Source organism: Coleofasciculus sp. A1-SPW-01 (assembly GCF_040217205.1).
Lineage (GTDB): Bacteria > Cyanobacteriota > Cyanobacteriia > Cyanobacteriales > Coleofasciculaceae > Coleofasciculus > Coleofasciculus chthonoplastes_A.
In genome coordinates this window covers 24662-44081 of sequence record NZ_JAVJNP010000130.1, presented here as the reverse complement: position 1 = coordinate 44081, position 19420 = coordinate 24662, and the positions used below count along the sequence as shown (strand labels likewise).

13 protein-coding genes are annotated in these 19420 nt (G+C 44.6%); 4 read left to right on the top strand and 9 right to left on the bottom strand.

Annotation, left to right across the window (positions count from 1 at the left end):
* Positions 1–79 precede the first annotated feature (79 nt).
* The 4 genes from RH949_RS20540 to RH949_RS20525 form a co-directional block, all read right to left on the bottom strand.
* Positions 80–1030, bottom strand: coding sequence for an AlbA family DNA-binding domain-containing protein (locus RH949_RS20540; protein ID WP_446355754.1), 951 nt, complete (start codon positions 1028–1030; stop codon positions 80–82).
* A gap of 26 nt (positions 1031–1056) precedes the next feature.
* Positions 1057–1491 (bottom strand): type II toxin-antitoxin system VapC family toxin, encoded by a 435-nt coding sequence (locus RH949_RS20535; RefSeq protein WP_006100354.1) that lies wholly within the window; start codon positions 1489–1491, stop codon positions 1057–1059.
* The gene (locus RH949_RS20530; protein ID WP_044206282.1) at positions 1488–1820 is read right to left on the bottom strand and encodes a hypothetical protein; all 333 of its coding nucleotides are present in this window, start codon (positions 1818–1820) and stop codon (positions 1488–1490) included. The genes RH949_RS20535 and RH949_RS20530 overlap by 4 nt, the downstream gene beginning before the upstream one ends.
* A gap of 118 nt (positions 1821–1938) precedes the next feature.
* Positions 1939–4152: a phosphoketolase gene (locus tag RH949_RS20525; protein ID WP_446355751.1), complete on the bottom strand. Its 2214-nt coding sequence runs from the start codon at positions 4150–4152 to the stop codon at positions 1939–1941.
* Between the two features lie 429 nt (positions 4153–4581).
* Between RH949_RS20525 and RH949_RS20520 the strand changes: the two genes are divergently transcribed.
* From RH949_RS20520 to RH949_RS20505, 4 genes are all read left to right on the top strand, one after another.
* The gene (locus tag RH949_RS20520) at positions 4582–4974 is read left to right on the top strand and encodes a hypothetical protein (protein ID WP_006100053.1); all 393 of its coding nucleotides are present in this window, start codon (positions 4582–4584) and stop codon (positions 4972–4974) included.
* A gap of 211 nt (positions 4975–5185) precedes the next feature.
* Positions 5186–6484 (top strand): NB-ARC domain-containing protein, encoded by a 1299-nt coding sequence (locus RH949_RS20515; protein ID WP_446355748.1) that lies wholly within the window; start codon positions 5186–5188, stop codon positions 6482–6484.
* A 170-nt stretch (positions 6485–6654) separates the two neighbouring features.
* Entirely contained in the window at positions 6655–8415 is a 1761-nt protein-coding gene (locus RH949_RS20510; protein WP_446355746.1) for a protein kinase domain-containing protein, read from the top strand.
* Positions 8416–8577: 162 nt separating this feature from the next.
* A complete protein-coding gene (locus RH949_RS20505) occupies positions 8578–9555 on the top strand; it encodes a tetratricopeptide repeat protein (RefSeq protein ID WP_446355744.1) in 978 nt (325 codons plus the stop codon).
* 234 nt (positions 9556–9789) lie between these two features.
* On the opposite strand, the gene RH949_RS20500 is transcribed toward RH949_RS20505, so the two are convergent.
* The 5 genes from RH949_RS20500 to RH949_RS20480 form a co-directional block, all read right to left on the bottom strand.
* Positions 9790–10359, bottom strand: a complete 570-nt coding sequence (locus RH949_RS20500; RefSeq protein WP_446355742.1) for a Uma2 family endonuclease — start codon at positions 10357–10359, stop codon at positions 9790–9792.
* 212 nt (positions 10360–10571) lie between these two features.
* A complete protein-coding gene (locus RH949_RS20495; protein WP_446355740.1) occupies positions 10572–11213 on the bottom strand; it encodes a restriction endonuclease subunit R in 642 nt (213 codons plus the stop codon).
* Positions 11214–11385: 172 nt separating this feature from the next.
* Positions 11386–14121, bottom strand: coding sequence for a CHAT domain-containing protein (locus tag RH949_RS20490; RefSeq protein ID WP_446355738.1), 2736 nt, complete (start codon positions 14119–14121; stop codon positions 11386–11388).
* Positions 14122–14429: 308 nt separating this feature from the next.
* Positions 14430–15266 (bottom strand): Rpn family recombination-promoting nuclease/putative transposase, encoded by an 837-nt coding sequence (locus tag RH949_RS20485; RefSeq protein WP_446355736.1) that lies wholly within the window; start codon positions 15264–15266, stop codon positions 14430–14432.
* A 309-nt stretch (positions 15267–15575) separates the two neighbouring features.
* The gene (locus RH949_RS20480; RefSeq protein ID WP_446355734.1) at positions 15576–19391 is read right to left on the bottom strand and encodes a two-partner secretion domain-containing protein; all 3816 of its coding nucleotides are present in this window, start codon (positions 19389–19391) and stop codon (positions 15576–15578) included.
* Positions 19392–19420: the final 29 nt, after the last annotated feature.

The window sequence follows — 19420 nt, the reverse complement described above, 5'->3', positions numbered from 1 at the left end:
AATATAGCAATTTTTTGGATGACGTGACACTTTGGTAAGGGCGCAAGCCTTGCTACGGAAGACCCCACAATATGAACCGTCATTGTTCTTTTGGGTAAGGCAATGTCTTAGTTAATACAACTGGGCGATCAGAATCAGTTGGTAAAAGATGAATGAAAATACGAACATCACAATTTTTTGCGTTATCAGGTAATGATGGTCTTCTTGATCTTGCTTTTAGTAAAATCATACCAGGATCATCAATTATGATTTCGTATGCTGTACTTTGAATTGTTAAAGACCCAGGTCTACCTGTACGTCCCCCTCCATAAGACTTACCCCTAGCTGGCTCTAATCCGATCCAATTAGATTGAATTGTTGTAATTCCGATCATTTCAAATTCTACCTTACATCGGTGAAACGGGATAACTATACGATTGTTATTTTTAGGGACAAGGTACAATTCTATACTCAATTCTAATGCGTCAAAAGTACAATTTCCGAAAGAGTCTTCTCCTTTTATTGTTGCGGTAAAGTCACAATCAATAATTTCAACATCTGGTAGCCGTTCGAGTGGTGCTAGTAATCGAATCAGATCAGATCGACGTGCTGATCTTACCGATGTGTTTTCACGCCAAGGAACTTCAAGCTCAACAGCACCTGCGCATTTAGATCCATAAACCGGATTTTTAACGACAAAAGGAGCGCGATCAGTTTCAAACAGTAAAGCTACAACTGTTTTCCCATCTACAGGAATATTTAATGGTATCATTCTTGGAGCTAGTTCATTAAAGCAAGACTCTACAGCAGGATACCAAGTAGCAAGGTCGGTGGCATTGACTCCAATAACACCTTGTTTTTCATCAACACCTATTAACCAAAGTATATTTTCTCCTCGCGCCGCATTGGCATGACCTGCGATTCGACGAGCCGCTTTTTCTTTTTCTATCCAATCTCGCTTCAACTCAACTAAAAAATCTTCGTTGGGTTGACCATTTTTGACACAATCAATAACTCTCAATGCCCAGCTTTCAATTTGTCTAGAATTCATTTTTACTTGTTTCTATTTCTGCTATCTCAATTCGGTACTGTCCAGTCTTCAAATACCAAACCAGGTACTTGTGCAAAATCACGATGGTTGCGCGTAACGAGGATAGAATTTTCTGCCAGCACAATAGCGGCGATTCGCAAATCTTGTGTGCCAATGCGTATTCTTTGACGACGCAAGTCCAAATAATGAGCGTAAGCCTCTTCACTGAAGTCAATTAGGTTTAATCGGCTCAGATATTTAACCCCATCTCGCAATCCTCTGTAAGCCCATATTAATCGTTCAGGTTGGGACGATTGGGATGTTTTTCTGATCGCACTTAGCCATCCCCGTACTTGTTCTTCAACGGTTACGACAGTAACACCAATATTATCGGGATTAACTGCACTAACACGCTGGGTAACAATTGGATGAACTTGTTGCAAAAATGTGACATGATCAGTGTCCAGAATGTATCGAGTCACTTGCTTTGAACCTCGGTGTCACGTTCACGATAATAAGCTTCTGTTTCCTGATCGAGTTCATGGCGATAGGCTGCTATGTATCCTAATACCTCATCAAATAAGGGATTATTTTTGAGCGTAGCAGGAACCTGTAGTAAAGGATTCTGAGATTGAGGAGACTTGCCTGTTACTGGCTCATTCTCTTTTGTTTCAGCTATTTCCTTGATATTCTCTTGACGCTGCTTTTCCAGCCTTCGCCTGTAAAGTTGTTCAAATAATAAAGCTTGGTCTTCAAGAGAAAGGGCTTCAATGGATTCAATTATTGTTTGCACAGATAGTGAGATAGTCATAAATGATGCTTTAACCCTCATTTTTGGCTCTATTGTAACAATCTCCTACCCAAGAGTAGAGACGTTGCATGCAACGTCTCTACAATCGTGATTCAGCAAGCCCTAATGCAAATCAATCTTATCCAACCAACTCAGTCGCTCGCTTCGCTAAATTCTCAGCCGTTAACCCATTAAACGCCATAATTTGACCTGCACTCGATGCCGTTTCCCCGCGCTTCCAGGCAAAAATATCGCGCTTAACGGTACTCCGTAACATCAACGGTTCCAGCATGGCACTGGCACCCCCGGTTACGCCAATCAACGCATCGCCACCAAACAACTCCTCAAACCCTTGATCACTTAAAAAGTGGCTATCAGGATCTGTACAAGTTTCCCACGCTACATCATGGGGACGATACAAACGCCGGGGACTAATTACCGAAACAACTCGCACGCCAATCCCTTGATTTTCCAGGTGAACGGCTGCATCTAAGACGGGAATCAGTGTCATATCGCCAATCACGGCAAACACAACTTTCTGACTCCCTTCGGTTTCATGGAGTACCACACCCCCATCTTTTAAGGCTTGACGGGTTTGTTCAAATGTAGTTAATACCGGTAAAGGTGACTTACTCGCCGTAATCGTAATCCCCTTATTCTTCATTGTCAGCGCCCAGTCATAACACACCTGGATACTATTAGCATCACAAGGAAACAAAGGAAACACATTGCCATTCCGCATCATGGCAGCAAAGTAATTTTCAATCTCTGGACGCTGGTGAGTCCAACCGTTGCGACCTTGTTCCAATGCCCCGGCGGTAAATAAGGTAATTGTCGCAGGTGTGGGACGCCGCAATTCTGCCATGGCTTGAGTAACAGTTTGCCATATCGGTAGCCCATTCACCGCAAAGGATTCATAGGAACACCACAGAGTACGGGAACCAAACAAGGCTAAACTCGCGGCTAACCCCGCACAAGCATCTTCACTCAACGGTTCGTAAACTTGACCCTTAGGTCCTTGATAATAGAGGTCATCAACGGTAGGATGGAGAATCTTCAGCGCCACGTTAACATTATTAATCCCAGAGGCGGCATTGCCATCGGCGTTAGAAATGATAAAGTTAGGGTCTTGTTTCCCGACATGGGCAACTAACGCCCCCATCGCCGTCGTCGCCACTTGCTTATCACCCTTAATTTCAAATTCGTTTAAGGGTAATGTGCCTAAATCCGGTAGGGATAACTCCTTCTCCGTCACTACCTGATGGGACGCAGGACCCCCAGCCGCCCGTTCAGAGTTGGTGCGTACCAGTTGCCAAGCTTCTGGGGGTAAGGCACGCTGTTTCAAGGCTTGGACAATCTCTTCATTGTCTAGGGTATGGTAGGCGTAGAGGTTGTGGGCTTTTGCGCCTCGCGCATGGACACCAGCACCTTTAAGCTGTTTGATAATCAGTACGGTAAGCTTACCGCCTAGGGCAGATTTGGCGGCTTTGTCGGTAGCTTCTAATACGGCTTTGGTAAATTCCAAGCGTTTTTCCCAGGAAAAGGCAGTGCTATCCACATATTCACCGGGTTGATTGGCGTCGTCAAAGTCTTTGGCATTGACTAGGATAATTTCTTTAAATCCATTACCTTCCCAGTATTTAATCATCTCCTCGTTGGGTTTGGTGGATACCATGCTGTGGTGTTCCTGGGAGTATCCATTCCAAACTAAGATGGGCAGGAAGTTGGTGACATCGGGATAGGCGGTGTTGAAGTGACCAAAACTACTCATTATGTAGGGTTCACCAATCCCCCCGTCGCCAATTGTCACGGGGAAAAGGGTATCCCGGTGGAGTAACGCCCCCGCCATGGCGAAATGCTGCCCTTGTCCCAAGGGTCCGGCGGGGTTCAGCAGTCCGGGAATTTGACCGGATAGGTGTCCTAGGAGTCCATGCATTTCCCGAAAGCGTTCCCGCATTTGTTGCACGGTGGTAATCCCCATGTCCTCTAGGGAACGGTCTAAGAACATGGTGCTGTAAAAGCCAGGGGCATGGTGTCCTACTTCGGTAATAATATTTTTGTAGCCCAGCATGATTAATGCGGCGATGCCTTCGGCGACGCTGGCAAATCCGCCGGGATGACCGGATGCTTTGGAGGCTGTGACTTGCAGGGTTAGGTAACGCAGGGCATCAGCGGCTAGGAGGGTTTGAAAGACAGCCGCCGGGTCAGATGGAGATGCGATCGCGACTTTGTCCTCAGCAATGGCAGGTTTTCCACCATACGTCTCCAAACCCGGTAAGCCTTGCCCAAAATATTGGATGCCTTCGCAAAAGGCTGGAACGGGTGACGTAGTTTTTGGGGTTGTTGCAGTCATGCTGAGTACCTTAAATAATTGTATCGGTAGATTAACTTTATGAAAATTTTACAACGTTTTGCAACGTGAATGTTGTTAAACTTAATCAATTTTGCGTTATGCAGTGATAATTCTAGGTAATCAGACTGGATTCACGATAACGGCGCAGAAAGGAGTTGAATCTGTTTCACAGAATCAGGGTTATGTCAATAGGCAGCAATTCGCTACTCTAAGAAACATGAACTCAAACACCCTGCCATGAAACTGCCTGAAGGTCCGACAAGCCCTGCCATCGTGCAACTGATCAGATGGTAAGGCTAGGGCTGAAGTAGGGGCTGCTGAATAAAGGGAAGCAGGGGAAGCAGGGGAAGCAGGGGGAAGGCGCGATCGCTACAATCAGAATAGATCCATAAGCGATTATCTTAAAATCACAAGAGATTACGTACTCCTATGACCGAAACTCAAGATAAACCAATTAATGAATCTACGTCTACCCCAGACGCAGCTCCAACTCAGTCGGGCAATTTTCTGCAAAGTTGGAAATTTAGAGCTGGATTAATCACGACAGCCGTTGTTTCAATTTTTCTGGGTTTCTTCCTGCTGGTTTTCTTCTGGCATCACATTGTTGCTGGGATGGGGATGAATTCTTGGTCTGATCGTGCTGGTGCAGAACCCATTGAGTGCATGATGAAAGATACCAACAATGATGGTTATGTGAGCTGTAGTGCCATGCGGAACGGTGATGTAGTTCCCCTAGAATGTGGCGTTAGTGTCTTTAATATCGGTTGCCGAGTGAATTATGGCGCGGCTGCGGCTCCATCGTTGCGTTCTTCTCCTAGATAAATGCAGCGTTAGCCTCCGTGATGGGGTTAACGAAGCCTCACCTTATATAAAATATAAAGGACGACTAGAAGTCACAGCTACACAAGCAAAGTCCGGAGCCCGGAGTTCAAACTCCGGGCTTATAGCTAAAGTCCATTAAAATGGACTGGATTAAACTGTCCGTCTCACAGTCTATAATCAGAAGTACAGACTAACGTGAGAACCGAAGACATTGACTTCCCCGATTCCCCCTGAATTCCTGAAAACCTTGACCGACGAACGCGGTGTGTCCTCCACTGAACTGGAGGCGTTATCGTTAGTCCTGACGGGCAAGTCAACTCAGGATGAGATTGCCCAATTTCTGGGGATCACTCCCATCGCCTTGCGGAAGCGACTGGGTGAAGTTTATCGCAAGTTTGAGATTACGGGAACGGGTCCGGGTAAGTTAGTGGAATTGAAACAGCGTCTCATCTCTGCTTATCAATCCTATCAAACTCAGTCCGCTCGGCGTCGAGATTGGGGAGAAGCGCCGGATATCTCGGTGATGTATGGGCGTCAAGAGGAACTAGAGAGGCTGAAGCAATGGATTGTTCAGGATAACTCGCGCTTAGTCGCCATCCTGGGAATGGCAGGAATTGGCAAAACTACGTTGGCGGTGAACCTGGCGCAGGATATAGAGGAGGAGTTTGAGTTTATTATCTGGCGATCGCTTAGGAATCCGCTACCCCTAGACACCCTTTTAGGGGATTGGCTTATCGCTTTGGGAAATCAGGCGGAATCGGATTTACCAACAGATTTGAATGAGAGACTCTCTCTGTTGCGGGATTATTTAAACCAACACCGTTGTCTATTAATCCTCGATGATGTGGAAACAATTGTGCGAAGTGGTGATAGATTTGGACGCTATAGTCCTGACTATGAGGAATACGGGTTACTTGTGAGACAAGTTGGTGAATCGTCCCATCAAAGTTGCTTATTACTTTGTTCTCAAGAAACTCTGAGAGATATCCGCCGCTTAGAAACAACTCGTCCCTCGGTTCATTCTTTACCACTGAACCCCTTACCCGACGCCGCCGCCCGCCAAATTTTAGCCGAAAATGGGTTAACGGGTGAGGAAAAATGGGAGAATTTGATTCGGGATTATCAAGGGAATCCTTTAGCGTTAAAGTTAGTCGCCGCGACGATTACAGAGTATTTTAATGGGGATGTGGTGGAATTCACTAATCTGCAAACGATTTTAGTTGATGATATTTTTCGGGAAAACCTCGACCGACAGTTTGAGAAGTTATCGGATTTAGAGAAAGATATTCTACAGAGTTTAGCGCGTCAAGATAAGCCTCTGTCTCTGAGAACGTTACAAAAAAATAATTCTATCTCGTTTTCGGAATTATTAGAGGTATTGGACTCCTTACGGGGACGTTCTCTGATTGAGAAGACTGGGGGTGATGGGAAGAAGACTAGCGAACCATTTTTTACTTTACAACCGATTATTAGGAAATATGTTAAAACCTACAAACTGAATGATTTGTAGAGACGTTGCATGCAACGTCTCTACAGGTTGACCCTTCTAAGCTGTCATGCATTTAAATTGGGTATTAGTAGCGAGCAAGATGCTCAATGTAGCGAGCAAGATGCTCAATGTAGCGAGCAAGATGCTCGCACTACGGCAAGAATTTCGTCATTATTGACATTAAGGTTTAAATGCCGAACAGCTTACTCTCTTCCCCTTCTACCCTTAACAATCATGTGATTTACTGTATTAATCCCCACTGCAAACAGCGTCAAAATCTCGATGAATTGGAGTGTTGCCAAACCTGCGGTACTCCACTATTAATTCATGACCGATATCGGTTGATTCAACCCCTACGTCGATTAGATTCGCGGAAATATACCGATATCTTTGAGGTGGATGATCAGGGAACCCGGAAAGTGATGAAGGTTCTCAGAGATAATCATAGCAAATTAGTCGAACTGTTTGAACGGGAAGCTTTGACACTGGAACTTTTAAATCATCCAGGGATTCCCAAGGTTGAGAGTGATGGGTATTTTACGGTTTCTGTTAATAGTACCACCGAATTACACTGCCTAGTTTTGGAAAGAATTGAGGGACAGAATTTAGAAGCCTGGGCAAAACAGTATGGGGAAATTTCTCAAGCATTAGCCCTCAATTGGCTGAGACAAATTCTAGAGATTCTTGAGTATTTGCATCAAAACCAATTCTTTCATCGGGATATTAAACCCAGTAATATTATCCTGAAGCCGGATGGCAGATTGGTCTTGATTGATTTTGGCAGTGTGCGGGAGATTACAGGGACGTATTTAGCTAAACTTCGGGGAGATATTGAATTAACTAAGATTATATCAGAAGGATACACTGCACCGGAACAAAGGCAGGGTAGATGTTTGCCCCAATCCGACTTTTATGCCTTGGGACGCACGTTGGTTCATTTACTTACTAATAAACCGCCTAGTTGTCTACCTATTAATCATAATACAGGTCAGTTAATTTGGCAAGATAAAGCACCACAAATCTCTAAACCTTTAGCCGAGTTTATCGATGATTTGATGGCAGATGCGGTGGTGAATCGTCCCCAAGATGTGAAAGCGATCGCGCAGGGGTTAACCCGCGTCAGTCTGTGGTTGCGGGGTTTGGGCTGCTGGGTGCGATCGCCTAAAGGAATTGCCACTATTATTACTCTAGGAATGATGGGAGTTGGCGTATATCATATCTCACAACCTTGGCGATTTCAGTATTATTTTAAACAGGGACGAGAAGACCTTATGGAACTTCGCTTAGAGCAAGCTAGATTAAATCTGGAACGAGCGGTTAAAATTAATCCTAATAGTGCCATAGCGCGTAGTGATTTAGGACTAGTTTGTAAGTATCAAGAAGACTTTAAATGTGCTAAAGAACAATTCATCCAAGCTTTAAATCTAAAGTCAGACGCTGAAACAAGGGCAACGATTCACTACAACTTGGGAATACTTTATGAGGATAGCGAAAACTTTGAACAGGCGCTGGCTGAATATAAACGTGCCATGCAAGATAACGGTTATGTCGGTATTGATGCTACGAATAATTTTGCTCGTCTACAGATTTGGCAAATGTTTAATTATGATTTAGCGAACAATATTCTATTCAAGGCGTTGCAGCGTACAGAAACCCTTGATTTAGATGAGACAGAAAAAAATAGTCTCCAATCCGTACTCTACAAAAATATCGGCTGGGCATTTAGACAAAAAGCTGACTATCAGCAAGCCGAGAACTATTTGCAAGCTGCTATTACTCTAGATGAAACCCAAGCTGCGCCACACTGCTTACTTGCCCAAGTACGACAAAAACAAGGCGATGAGAAAAATGCACTGATTTCCTGGAAAAACTGCCTTGAATTTGAGTCGAGAGGATTGCCCGAAGTTCAAACTTGGCAAGGTGAAGCCCAGGAATATTTAAATTCACAGTAATTCTACAGAACAACGGTGCGTTACGCTGCGCTAACGCACCCTACGATTTTGTTAAGACAAGCAATAATTTTGTTAAGACAAGCAATGTTGCTAGAAATGTCATCGTTAATGTCTATACAATGATATTAATGTTTTGTGCTGCTACCCTGCTTTTGTGTTAATATGAAGCCTAAGGTATTATTTCCCTTAATCGTTGCATTCAGCTTAACCACGGGAATCGAAAGCATTGTTTGGCAACGTGCGATCGCGGATACCCAAAACCCCAAGCCAATCTGCCCAGAAAATGGTCCTTGTCGTTTCCCTCGTCGCAGTGGTTTGACGGAGATTCGGGTTATCACTCCGCCCCGAGGTTCGCTGCTAAATCCCCAACCTACCCTATCTTGGACACCGCTAGCCGATACTCAAGAGTATACCGTGCGTTTGTTGCGATCGGGAGAAACTGTCTGGGAATTACCGAATGTGCGAGACACAGAAATTCCCTATCCGGCTAATCAATCTCCCTTAACCCCTGGGATTAATTATGAATTGATGGTTGAGGCGGATGGAAAAGCTGGGAAATCGATGTTTAGACTGATGACACCCAGCCAAGCTGAATCTGTTATGGTTGAGGTGGAAGAGATTCGCCAGCAGAATCTGAGTACAGATGAAATGGCGCTGCAACTTGCCCAGGTTTACGAAGACTATGACTTGATGACTTTGGCGATTCAAACGCTAACAGAAGCGATTGATACAAATAGCCAAAATTTAGAGGTTTATCAGAGTCTGGGGAATTTATATAATCGATTGGAGTTACCGGGATTAGCTGAATTAGTGTATCAAGAATCCCTAGATTTGGCAAGCAGTCGTCAAGATATTGCCGGACTTGCCCAGGCGCAAATTGGACTGGCGAGATCCTTTGTGGCGCAGGAAAAATTACCGCAAGCTGTTGAGGTGTTAACAGCAGCCTACAGCAATTATCAGCAGTTAAATAATGCTGAATTGACTCCGCAAGTTGCCCAGTTTTTAGGCGAAGTTTATGAAATGGATAATAATTATGAAGAGGCGCGGCGTTGGTATCAAGAAGCTAAGGCGGGATATGAGGCAATTGGTGCTGAACAGCGAGTTGAGACTGTGGAAAAAGCGATGCAGCGATTAAATTGATTTGTCATTGGTCATTGGTCATTGACTTAAATGTTTTAGACGTAGTGGCACACCTTAATTGGTGGATTAGAATTGTAGGGGCGCACGGCGTGCGCCCGATTTAACCATCAATCTATTGCACAATTTTAGCTGGGTCAGTCCAGTAGTGCCGTTACCCACCTAAAATAGGGCTTTGTTTGTAGTGAGAACTTTAGTTCTCGCTCCCTCTAGCTGGACAGGGCTAAGGTTCCCCTACTACGAACTTAATTCTACGTTTTCGTAAAGCATTTCAAGCGTACAGTGAAAATTAACGCTGGTTAGGTGTAATTCATTTTCTTCTGTATAAGAATGTAGTTCCCAAATTCCTTCAGCGTTGCGTCGAAAATACTCAACATTGATTTGATCGGTACTAATGAGAACGTATTCTTTTAATGTGGGAATGCGACGATAATGTCTAAATTTTTTACCTTGGTCAATGGCTTCGGTGCTGGGTGATAGAACTTCGATAATTAGACAGGGATAGCGCACAAATTCGATGGCATATTTATCCCGTTCGTCGCAGGTTACCATGCCATCCGGATAGTGAAATGAACCATTGTCTGATATGCCAACTTTTGCATCTGAGGATAAGACTTTACACCCTTTCCCACGCAGGTGATTTTTTAAGGCGGCGATGAGGTTAACGGCGATTTCATTATGGGGAATGGTTCCTCCTGTCATGGCGAAAACTTCACCATTGATGTATTCGTATTTGATGTCTTGGTGTTTTTCCCAGTCTAGGTAGTCTTGGGGCGTTAGGTAGTTGGGTTGGGGATTGGCAATCATTTGTTTTTTTGGGGTTTAGGTGGGTTGGATTGAGAAGGCTGATGTTATGTTGGTTATATTTTTTTTTAACGCAGAGGTACGCAGAGGTTAACGCAGAGGTACGCAGAGGGGGTTGAAGGCTTTGGGTTAATGGTTTATGGTTTTGCCAGCAATTGGAAGTGATATGAGTTTTTGCAGGTATTGGGAATCTACGGGTAGGAGAATTGGGATGGCTAGTTGGAGTTAGTTTGGGTTAATTCTCCTAAATGCTTTAAGATACTCAAGACGCTATAGAGATCATTGTCGGGTTTGCGTCGCAAGTCGAATTGGCTTGATGTCGCATACTGAGGTATTTGTCCTTGAACTAATTTGACAAATAGGAAACTTCCGCCATTGGAAATCATGCCAAAACTGGGTTGTTCGGGGTGAGGGTTAGCTAGCATATAAGCTAACATCTGTGAGAGTCCGGCTTCAATGGAATAGGCGGCGCGTTTGGATTCGATTACGGCTACCCAGAGGTGCTGCTTGAGGACTAATACGTCTAGTCGCCCTTCTACAATTAAGCCTTCGTCTTCTGTGGAAATATCGACGGATTTTTCGGCTTTGATGTGAAAGGGGAACAGGTAAAAGTCGGCTAAAAATAGTAGTGGGGCAATTATTGCCATGCGGATGGCATTTTCTAATAAGGGTGGGTGTTTGAGGAGATTGAAGTAACCTCGCTTGAGTTTGTCTAACATCTGTTTCTCGATGTCAGAGAGTTCGGGGAGATTGTTTTGCCATTCCTGGAAGAATTGAGTATCCTCGACTTCGACTAAGCTAAATTGCTGTTCTAGTTGGTCTATGGGGATAACTGAGGCTTGAACTGTTAAAACCATGGACTTGCAAGTTATAGCGTTAATATTGGCTATTTTAACGCTATTGGAATAGCAGTGGTGCGTTACGCTTCGCTAACGCACCCTACAAGCTACAAGCGATGGGGAGTTATTTGATTGTCGGTTGGGTTTACGTCGGAAATATAGCTAGGGCTAAAGCCCTTACTACGAACGATTAAAACCAGTTTCCGGCGAGGATGAATGCTGCCCAATAGTAAGGATGTTTGTGGGATGGATTATCGGGATTCGTTAGAAGTTTTCGTTGGGCGTTGGCTAGGGCTTCGGCTTTAGGAATGCCTTGGCTTAATTGCTGGTAAAAGTCGTTCATTAATTGGGCGGTAGAGTTATCACTAACGCGCCATAAACTGGCGACTGTACTACTGGCATTTGTTCTTAAGGCGACTCCGGCTAATCCTAATGCGGCGCGTTTATCTCCAGAGGCTGTTTGACAGGCGCTGAGGACTAATAATTGAATGGGTTCGCGGCGGGTTTGTTGTCTCTGTTGCAGGAGTTGACCAAATTTTTCTACGGGGATTTCCTTGTCCCAAGCGTAGATGATGGTTTTGGTTGCATCTGAACTAAATTCGCCGTGGGTGGCTAGATGAATTACGGAAAATGGATGGTTAATTAGTTGGTTTCGGAAGTTGGTTTGGGTAAATTGTTCGTTTTGTAGAAGTTGGCTGGGGACAGTATTGTGAATCTGATGTAGTTCCTCCCAGACACTGGATAAGGGTGGTAATTTGGGTGGGTAACTATCGGCTTTTTTATGAATTCCGGCTAGTAGCCCTTGCCAATTGTTTGGGGATAAGGGGTTGAGGTTGGGTAATTGTGACCCGAGGCTAACGGTAATGTTATAGGTTTCGATTAAGTAATGCTGACCATCGTGGAGAATGGCAATGGGGAGATTTTGCAGGGTGCTATCGAGAACAAAGACTAGGGTTCCCTCTGGGGGTAAGTCAGCCTGGGCTGATTTGAGTAGCCAGTTATAGAGTTTTTGGGCTGGGGGTAAAATTAGGCTGTCTACTGGATTTTTGGGGTCGTCTAATTGGTGGCGCAAGTCGTAGAGGGTTTGGCTAAAGTCTTTAGCAGAAACCTGGGTGGTATACCGATAAACGTTTTCTGGAGATGAGTCAGATTGGGGCAATTTTACCAGAACTTCGAGGTGGTCTTCGAGTAAAATTGGATAAATAATTGCATCGGGGGGATTTTTACTTTGGTCAATGGGGACTAAGTTGGTAAAACTACAGCGGAGAAAGTCTTCGAGTTCAGCTAATTGTAGGGCTTCGCTGATGCGTGTGGCTTGACTGAGATGGTCAAGATTGGCGTCGGGTTGGAGTAGGATTTGCAGGAATTCTTGATAAATGGGTCGCACATCGTCTAAGAAAGAAAATTGCACGCCGGGGTTGATGGCTAATAAGTTCCGCCGCACGGAATCCAGCAGGTTAATTGAGGCGTCGTAAGCATGAATTGCTTTTTCTTTTTGTTGTTGTTGCCAATATATTCGTCCCGATTGCCATAACCATTTATAGGCTAAGTCTTCGGTGTTAAGGGATTGGGCTAAACCGAGGGCTTGATGGGTTAAGTCTTGGGCATCTGACCAGTTTTGGTTCTGTTCATAAATGTGAGCTAATGTCCCCAGGGCTTCAGATTCTGCCCGTTTGTTGTCCAGGGATTGTGCTTGATTTAATGCGGCTTGGGTATAATCAAGGGCATGACTAAAGTTTGGGTCATACTGGGGTAATTTCAGTAGAGTTTGGGCAAAGGATAGTTGGCTATATATGGCGATTTTACTGTCCTCTAAGTTGGCAAGGGGACTGTTGAGTAATGTCTGGACTTGGGATTGAATTTGAGAGGTAAATTCGGCTGGGTTTGCGGTTTTATCGGTTTTTGCTAGGGTTTGTAACCACTGCTGAAACTCGATTAATAAACGGAGTCGATGCAGTTGGGCTTCTAAGGGTAAGGTGGTGGAGTCGGTGTTGATGGTGGCGGCTTGCTGATAGGTGTTTAAGGCTTTTCTTGCCCATTCTTTGGCATTGTCGCGATTCTGGGTGATATTACTTCTCTCCCATAAGTCTTTGTCTTGGCGATATATAGCGTATTGGGTTTTGCCTAAACTGAGTAATGTGGCACTTTGTTGGGATGGGGAGTCGATTTGTTCGGCTAAGTCTAAGGCTTGGTGTAAAATAAGGTTTGACTCTTGCCAATGTCCAACGAGGCGGAGAACATTTCCTAGATGGCGTAACCCGACAACGGTAAATGCGGGTTGAGATTGCTGGGTAAAGGTGTTAACGGCGGCGTCTAATTCGCCTGACTCAGATAAGTTGCAATGATTGTCTACCTGGAGGGCTTGCAGGGAAATCTGACAGGCGCGACGATAGAATCCTAAGGCTTCCATGGCTTGGGCTTGGTTGAATAGGCTACCTGTTACTCCGATGTCATCATTGAGTTGTTGATAGATTTGCGTGGCTTGCTTCCAGGTGGCTAATGCAGATTCCGCCCGCCCTAAGGCTAATTCTAGACGACCTTGGTGATTCAGGGCTTGAGCATAAAGACGCGATCGCTCTGTTGATTCTGCTAGGGTATCTAATAGAGTCAGACTGGCTGTGATGGCGGCGTCGGCGTCTGTCCATTGGTGGAGTTTTTGATAGGCTAAGGACAAATAACTCAACGCCTGGGCGTGATGCAGGGTATCCCCTTGGGTTTCGTAGCCTTGGGCGGCTTGTCGCCAGAAGTGAATGGCTTGTTGATAGTCTTTGGCGGCGTAATAGGTTCTCCCTTGGGTTATAGATTGTGCGGCGGATTGGATAGAAGGGGTAATTGGGTTAATTTGGGATAAGACAGGGGGGATACCTGTGAATAGGAATAATCCGAGGATAAATCCAATCAGTAGATGGCGATTGTTATTGGTCATTCGTCATTTGTCCTTTGTTATACTTCGCACGGCCAAATTTGTCATTCTGAACGGAGCGATAGCGGAGTGAAGAATCTCACGACTATGTTACGCTATACTTCACTAAGCTCTGCATGACAAAAGCTCCGTTTGTGACCGCTAACGTTGTTTGTTGTTTGGGAAGTGCATCGATTTAACTCAATCCTGGATGGGGCGCAAGTCTTTATTAGTGTCAACTTAAGGTAAAAAGCATGACTGGTAAGGTTTTCACCCTCATCCCCTAACCCCTTCTCCCATCAAGGGAGAAGGGGAACAAGGGGAACTGACATCTAGGTTAAGTCTTGAATTTCGGTAATGCTTAATCCGGTTTTTTGACTGATTGTTTCAATGTCTAAAACATCGAGGAGTTCACGGGCAATGGCATTTGCTTTTTCGTTCATACCTTCCTCTTTTCCTTCCAGTTTGGCTTTGCGAATCGCATTCTGACTATCTTGAATAAAAATCTCTCGCTTCTCTAGGGCTTCTAACTCTCGCTTGGTTAGTTTACTCTGTCTGGCGATAGTAAATGCCTGTTTCATGGCGGGAATCGTTGCCATTGGCGGCGGCACGTCTTTTAAGGTGTTGGCAAATTTGAGAAAGTAGAGCCATTTATCGGTTAAGGTTTCTGATTCATCCAAGGTTTTATTGAATTTGGGTAATTCGACAAAGACTAATTCAATGTCATCGGCATAATCGGTTAAGGTTTCTTTCTCCTTGAGGCAATAGCGAGAGATAACTTTGGCACTGTTGGCGAACATCTCAAAGTCGGTAATGGTTAAGGCAATCACTGGATTTAAGAGGTTGTAATCTTCCCCGACTCTCAGTTGAATGGAAAAGGCTTTGGCGGCATTATACAGGACTCGTTTTTCAAAGCCTAAAACGTTGAGTACCTGCATTTCAATGATGACAGTTTTGTTTCCAGTGATGACGGCTTTCACATCTAAATAGGAATCCTTGATTCCCTGGATGCGAGGGGATTGATAAGGATCAAGGATTTCTAGGTCTTGAATCATCTCCCGTTCCTGATACAGAATAGCATTCAGGAAACTAATCAAAATCTCCTTACTTTTCTTGGAGCCAAAAATCTTCTTAAAAGCAAAATCAGTTTTCGGATTAATAAACGTCATCAATCATCCACCTCCTATTTATTTCAGAACCATCAACCCCTCACCTCCCCACCACTCAATCCCTCTGCGAACCTCTGCGTCAACCTCTGCGAAACTCTGCGTTAAAAAATAGCGTTGCTCAAATAGAGGTACATGAGGGCGCAAGGATGGTGTCCCTACTTTTCAAGGGAAGTGTACAAACCTGAGTCGGGGCGGGTTTAGTCACATCTGGGTGCAACCAAAAAGATAGTCGTGAAACCCGCCCCTACAGATGTGCCAAATACCGTGAAAAGTTAGATTCAGCAGTCCCTCATTATTATCCCCCACTTATCACTCAATAGCACTCTGACAATGTATCGGATTTTGCCAACCCGGATTAGGGGTAACATTAGGCGCTTCGGCGGTGAGAACGATTGTTCCATCGGGTAATTTTATCCAGCCTTGGGCTTCAATTATTGGCGTTGAACGAGTCTGGGTTACGGGTTCAATTTTGGCTGGGCGACTATCACTATTGGGAGTCAATGGACGTAAATCTTCCCACACGTTATCGGTTCCGGTGACTTGAGAAATTGTGGGCGGAACACCACCACGTCCACTAATAATAAAATGGCTAGGAGTTTGGTCAGAACGCCCTTGACAGAAATTGACAAAATCCGGTGGAGAAGCTGGGGGAGGTAATTGCAGTAATCCGGTGTTCGGGTCAATTTCTAAGGTGTCGAGTTCCACGACTCCTTGTTCGCCAAATTCGGAACTGGCGGTAATGTCAGAAAGGGGAGTGAGGCGAGGGCGAAATTCGAGTCCATAAATCTTGTTGGCGGTGATATCAACTCTCCCCCCATTCCCCAAGAAGGCGTTAGCGGTAATATCGCTATTTTCCCAAGGAAGCCCGACAATAAAGGGTGAATTAATCCGGATATTACCGCCATTTCCTCCAGCTTGAGCAGTTCCAGCAGTGGTGGAAATTGAACTGTTATGGCGTAGGAGTAATATATCGTTAACGTTGAGGGTAATATTACCACCTTCAGTTGATTCCGTTTCAGCAATAATTAATCCTTGGTTTTCCAGAAAGATATTGTCTGCTGTGATTTGTATGTTTCCTGCATTCCCTGTTGCTTGGGGACTGATAGATATGTCAGGCGCACCAATTATATCGGCAATTTCATCGGTTTTCGCTCTATCCAAACGCCCCGTAGGAATTCTATTATCTACCGCATTACCCGCCGCTACGGTGATTTTTGCCCCATCCCGAACGCTCAAATTTTGGGTATGATTTATGGTTAAATTTCCCGCATCCCCATCCCCAAATGCTTGAGCATACAACCCACTAGGAAATCCTGCTCGTGAAGTCCCACTCAGTTCAATGGATTCCGAATCACGGATGATTAAATTACCACTCTCACCGTCAGCAAATGTGGAAACGGATACGGCGGCACCATCTCGCACAATTAAGCGTCCTCGCTCAATAATTAAGTCTCCCGCATTACCACTACTAATCGTATCTGTAGAAAATCCACTGGGAAATCCATCGGGTGCTGTACCGCTTAATTCAATAAATTCAGAAGCATTTACAATCAAATTTCCCCCATCACCTGCACCAGCCGTTGAAGCTGAAACAACTCCCCCATCTCGGACAATTAATCGCTTGGTGTGAATGGTTAAATCTCCAGCAGCTTCAGTTCCTGCGGTGGCGGTGGATAACATACTCAGAGATAGATTTGCGTCATTTGACGTTCCAAGAATTTCAACAGATTCTTGGGCATTTACTGTCAGATTTCCACCTTGACCTACTTTATCCGTTCCAGTAATAATGCCAGCACCATTGGTGATCAATATTGACCGAGCGGATAGGTTAACATCTCCTCCTCTACCCAAAACAAAGGTATCGCTGCGAACGAGTGTGTCACCATCTAGAGAGATGACTCCATTTTTGCTGGTAATGTTGATATTGCCACCGAATGCATTACCCGATGAGGTAATATTACTTACTTTGATATTACCGTCAGCTTCGAGATTAATGTCTCCTCCATTAGTACCGGAAAAGGCGTCAATTTCCCCTGCGGTAGTATCAATTACACCACCACTTTCCAGTGTAATATCCCCACCGTTTGTTTTAATTGAGCCGTTGAGCGTGATATCATTGCTTGCGTCTAAGATAATAGGTCCTCCAGGGGTTTCCAGGTTGCCTGTGGTGATACGTCCTGGGGATGGATTTTGAGATAAGGTTAAGTTTGAATCATTGGGACTATTATTTGGTGATGGTTCTCCCGAAAATGTTACACTTGAGCCCACAGAAACACTGACATTATCTATTCCCCAACTTTCATCATAATCCTCTTCTGTCAGGCTGGCAGAAAAGTTCAGTTCAAGGGAATTCGCTGTATGGGAAAAGGTCGGGCTAAAGTGATAGACTGAATCCATCGGCGTTTTTTCAGTATCTTCTTGAAATAAGAATTCGTATCCGAGAGAGTTTCTATCCTCAATAGCTCCTTGGCGGGCTGGATTATTGATAATATTTGCCGGATTATATTCATCGGGGTGTGACTGTGTCTGAGGGTATCCGGGTTGGTTTTCCCGAGGAAAGTCCTGGTTGCTGAAAGTTGTATTGATAACTGTTTGACCCCCCTCCACACTCAACTCCCAAATATCGGGTCCGAATGTTGTAGAATTACCATCCCATGAGTTGATGATAAACAGATCGAACGATACTGTTACTAGGTTGTGTGAGGGGAGATTATTAAGTGTCAAACTCGTCGCATCTTTTTCGCTAAACTGTCCCAAAAATCTACGGTTTCCTTTTGGTGTGATATCTGTTGATGTATTTGACCATACATCAGGAATTTCTCCTTCAAAATCATCCCAATAAACAGGAATTAATGTCGTTGGCGGATGTTTTAACTCATCTAGCCCCGCTCTTGAAATTAAGGCAGGATTATTTATCAACGTATCGACATCTGGATCATTCGGATAGTCTTCAGTTTTCAATGTCGTATCTTCACCCGTAATCCGAATATTTCCTGTGGTAATACTTCCCCTCGCCTCAACCTTCAGCGAAACTCCTGTATAATCCCCTAAAACCACATCCCCTTCGGAACTAATAATCGGGTCATATAAACTGATAAAATCCCCCGGTTCCCCCGCTAAATTTAGAATCGCAAACTGACCCCCACTGGCAAAATGAGCATCCCCAGAAATCACCCCATCACTAATTAAAATCAAATCCCCACCACTCTGAAACGGCGTTCCTGGATGATTCAATGCCAGAATATCAATGCCTTGATTTCCTTGAATATAAAGATTCCCACCTGTATGGGCGATAAACGGAATTTCGACACTATCCCGCACTCGCACCGTATCCCCCGCCAATAAGATTAAATCTCCGGCGGTGACTAACTGACTTTCCTCTAAAATTAAATTATTATTCGCGAATAAAATAGCCGACTGCGCCAACCCATCCCGCACCATTGCATCTCCATTCACGGCGGCTATCTCCAAATGTCCGGCGGGGGCGGCTAATTGTCCGGTACTGCTAATTTTTCCGCCAACTAAGGTTAAATCTCCTCCAACTTCTAGACTCCCAGAATTCGTAATCGCGGCTGAGTTCTGATTTCCATATTGCAACCCCAAGGGAACATTAATAGTGAGTAATGGTGGCGCTTCTGGATTAGTTGCACTAAACGTTGTGCCATTCTCAAATACCACCCCATTGGCTGTACTCCCAATAAAGGAACCCCGGATATCCAATTGAGCATTTTCGCCAAAGAGAATTCCATTAGGATTGATAAAAATTAAATCGGCTGTACCATTAACGCCTAATGTCCCCAAAATGTCCGAGGAATCAGTTCCGGTTACCCGACTAAAAATGGCTTCAATTCCGTCAGGATTGGCAAAATAAACCCGTTGTCCTTCGTTAATATTAAATTCTAAAAAGCTATGAAATAAGGCGGAACCTCGGCTAGCGCCATCCTGAATTAAATCGGCGGTTACTCCATCAATAACCACTCCATTGGGTAGGATTGAGGATTGTTCAGCGCCTAATGTGGAATCGGGTGTAATCTGGGCGAGGACAGGGTTACAGGGGATGAAGAAGAATGAGGCGATCGCGCTTCCATATCCTATCTGCTGTAAGCCTTGATTAATGGTCATCATAGCACCCTCTTTGATTTGATAGTTAGGTC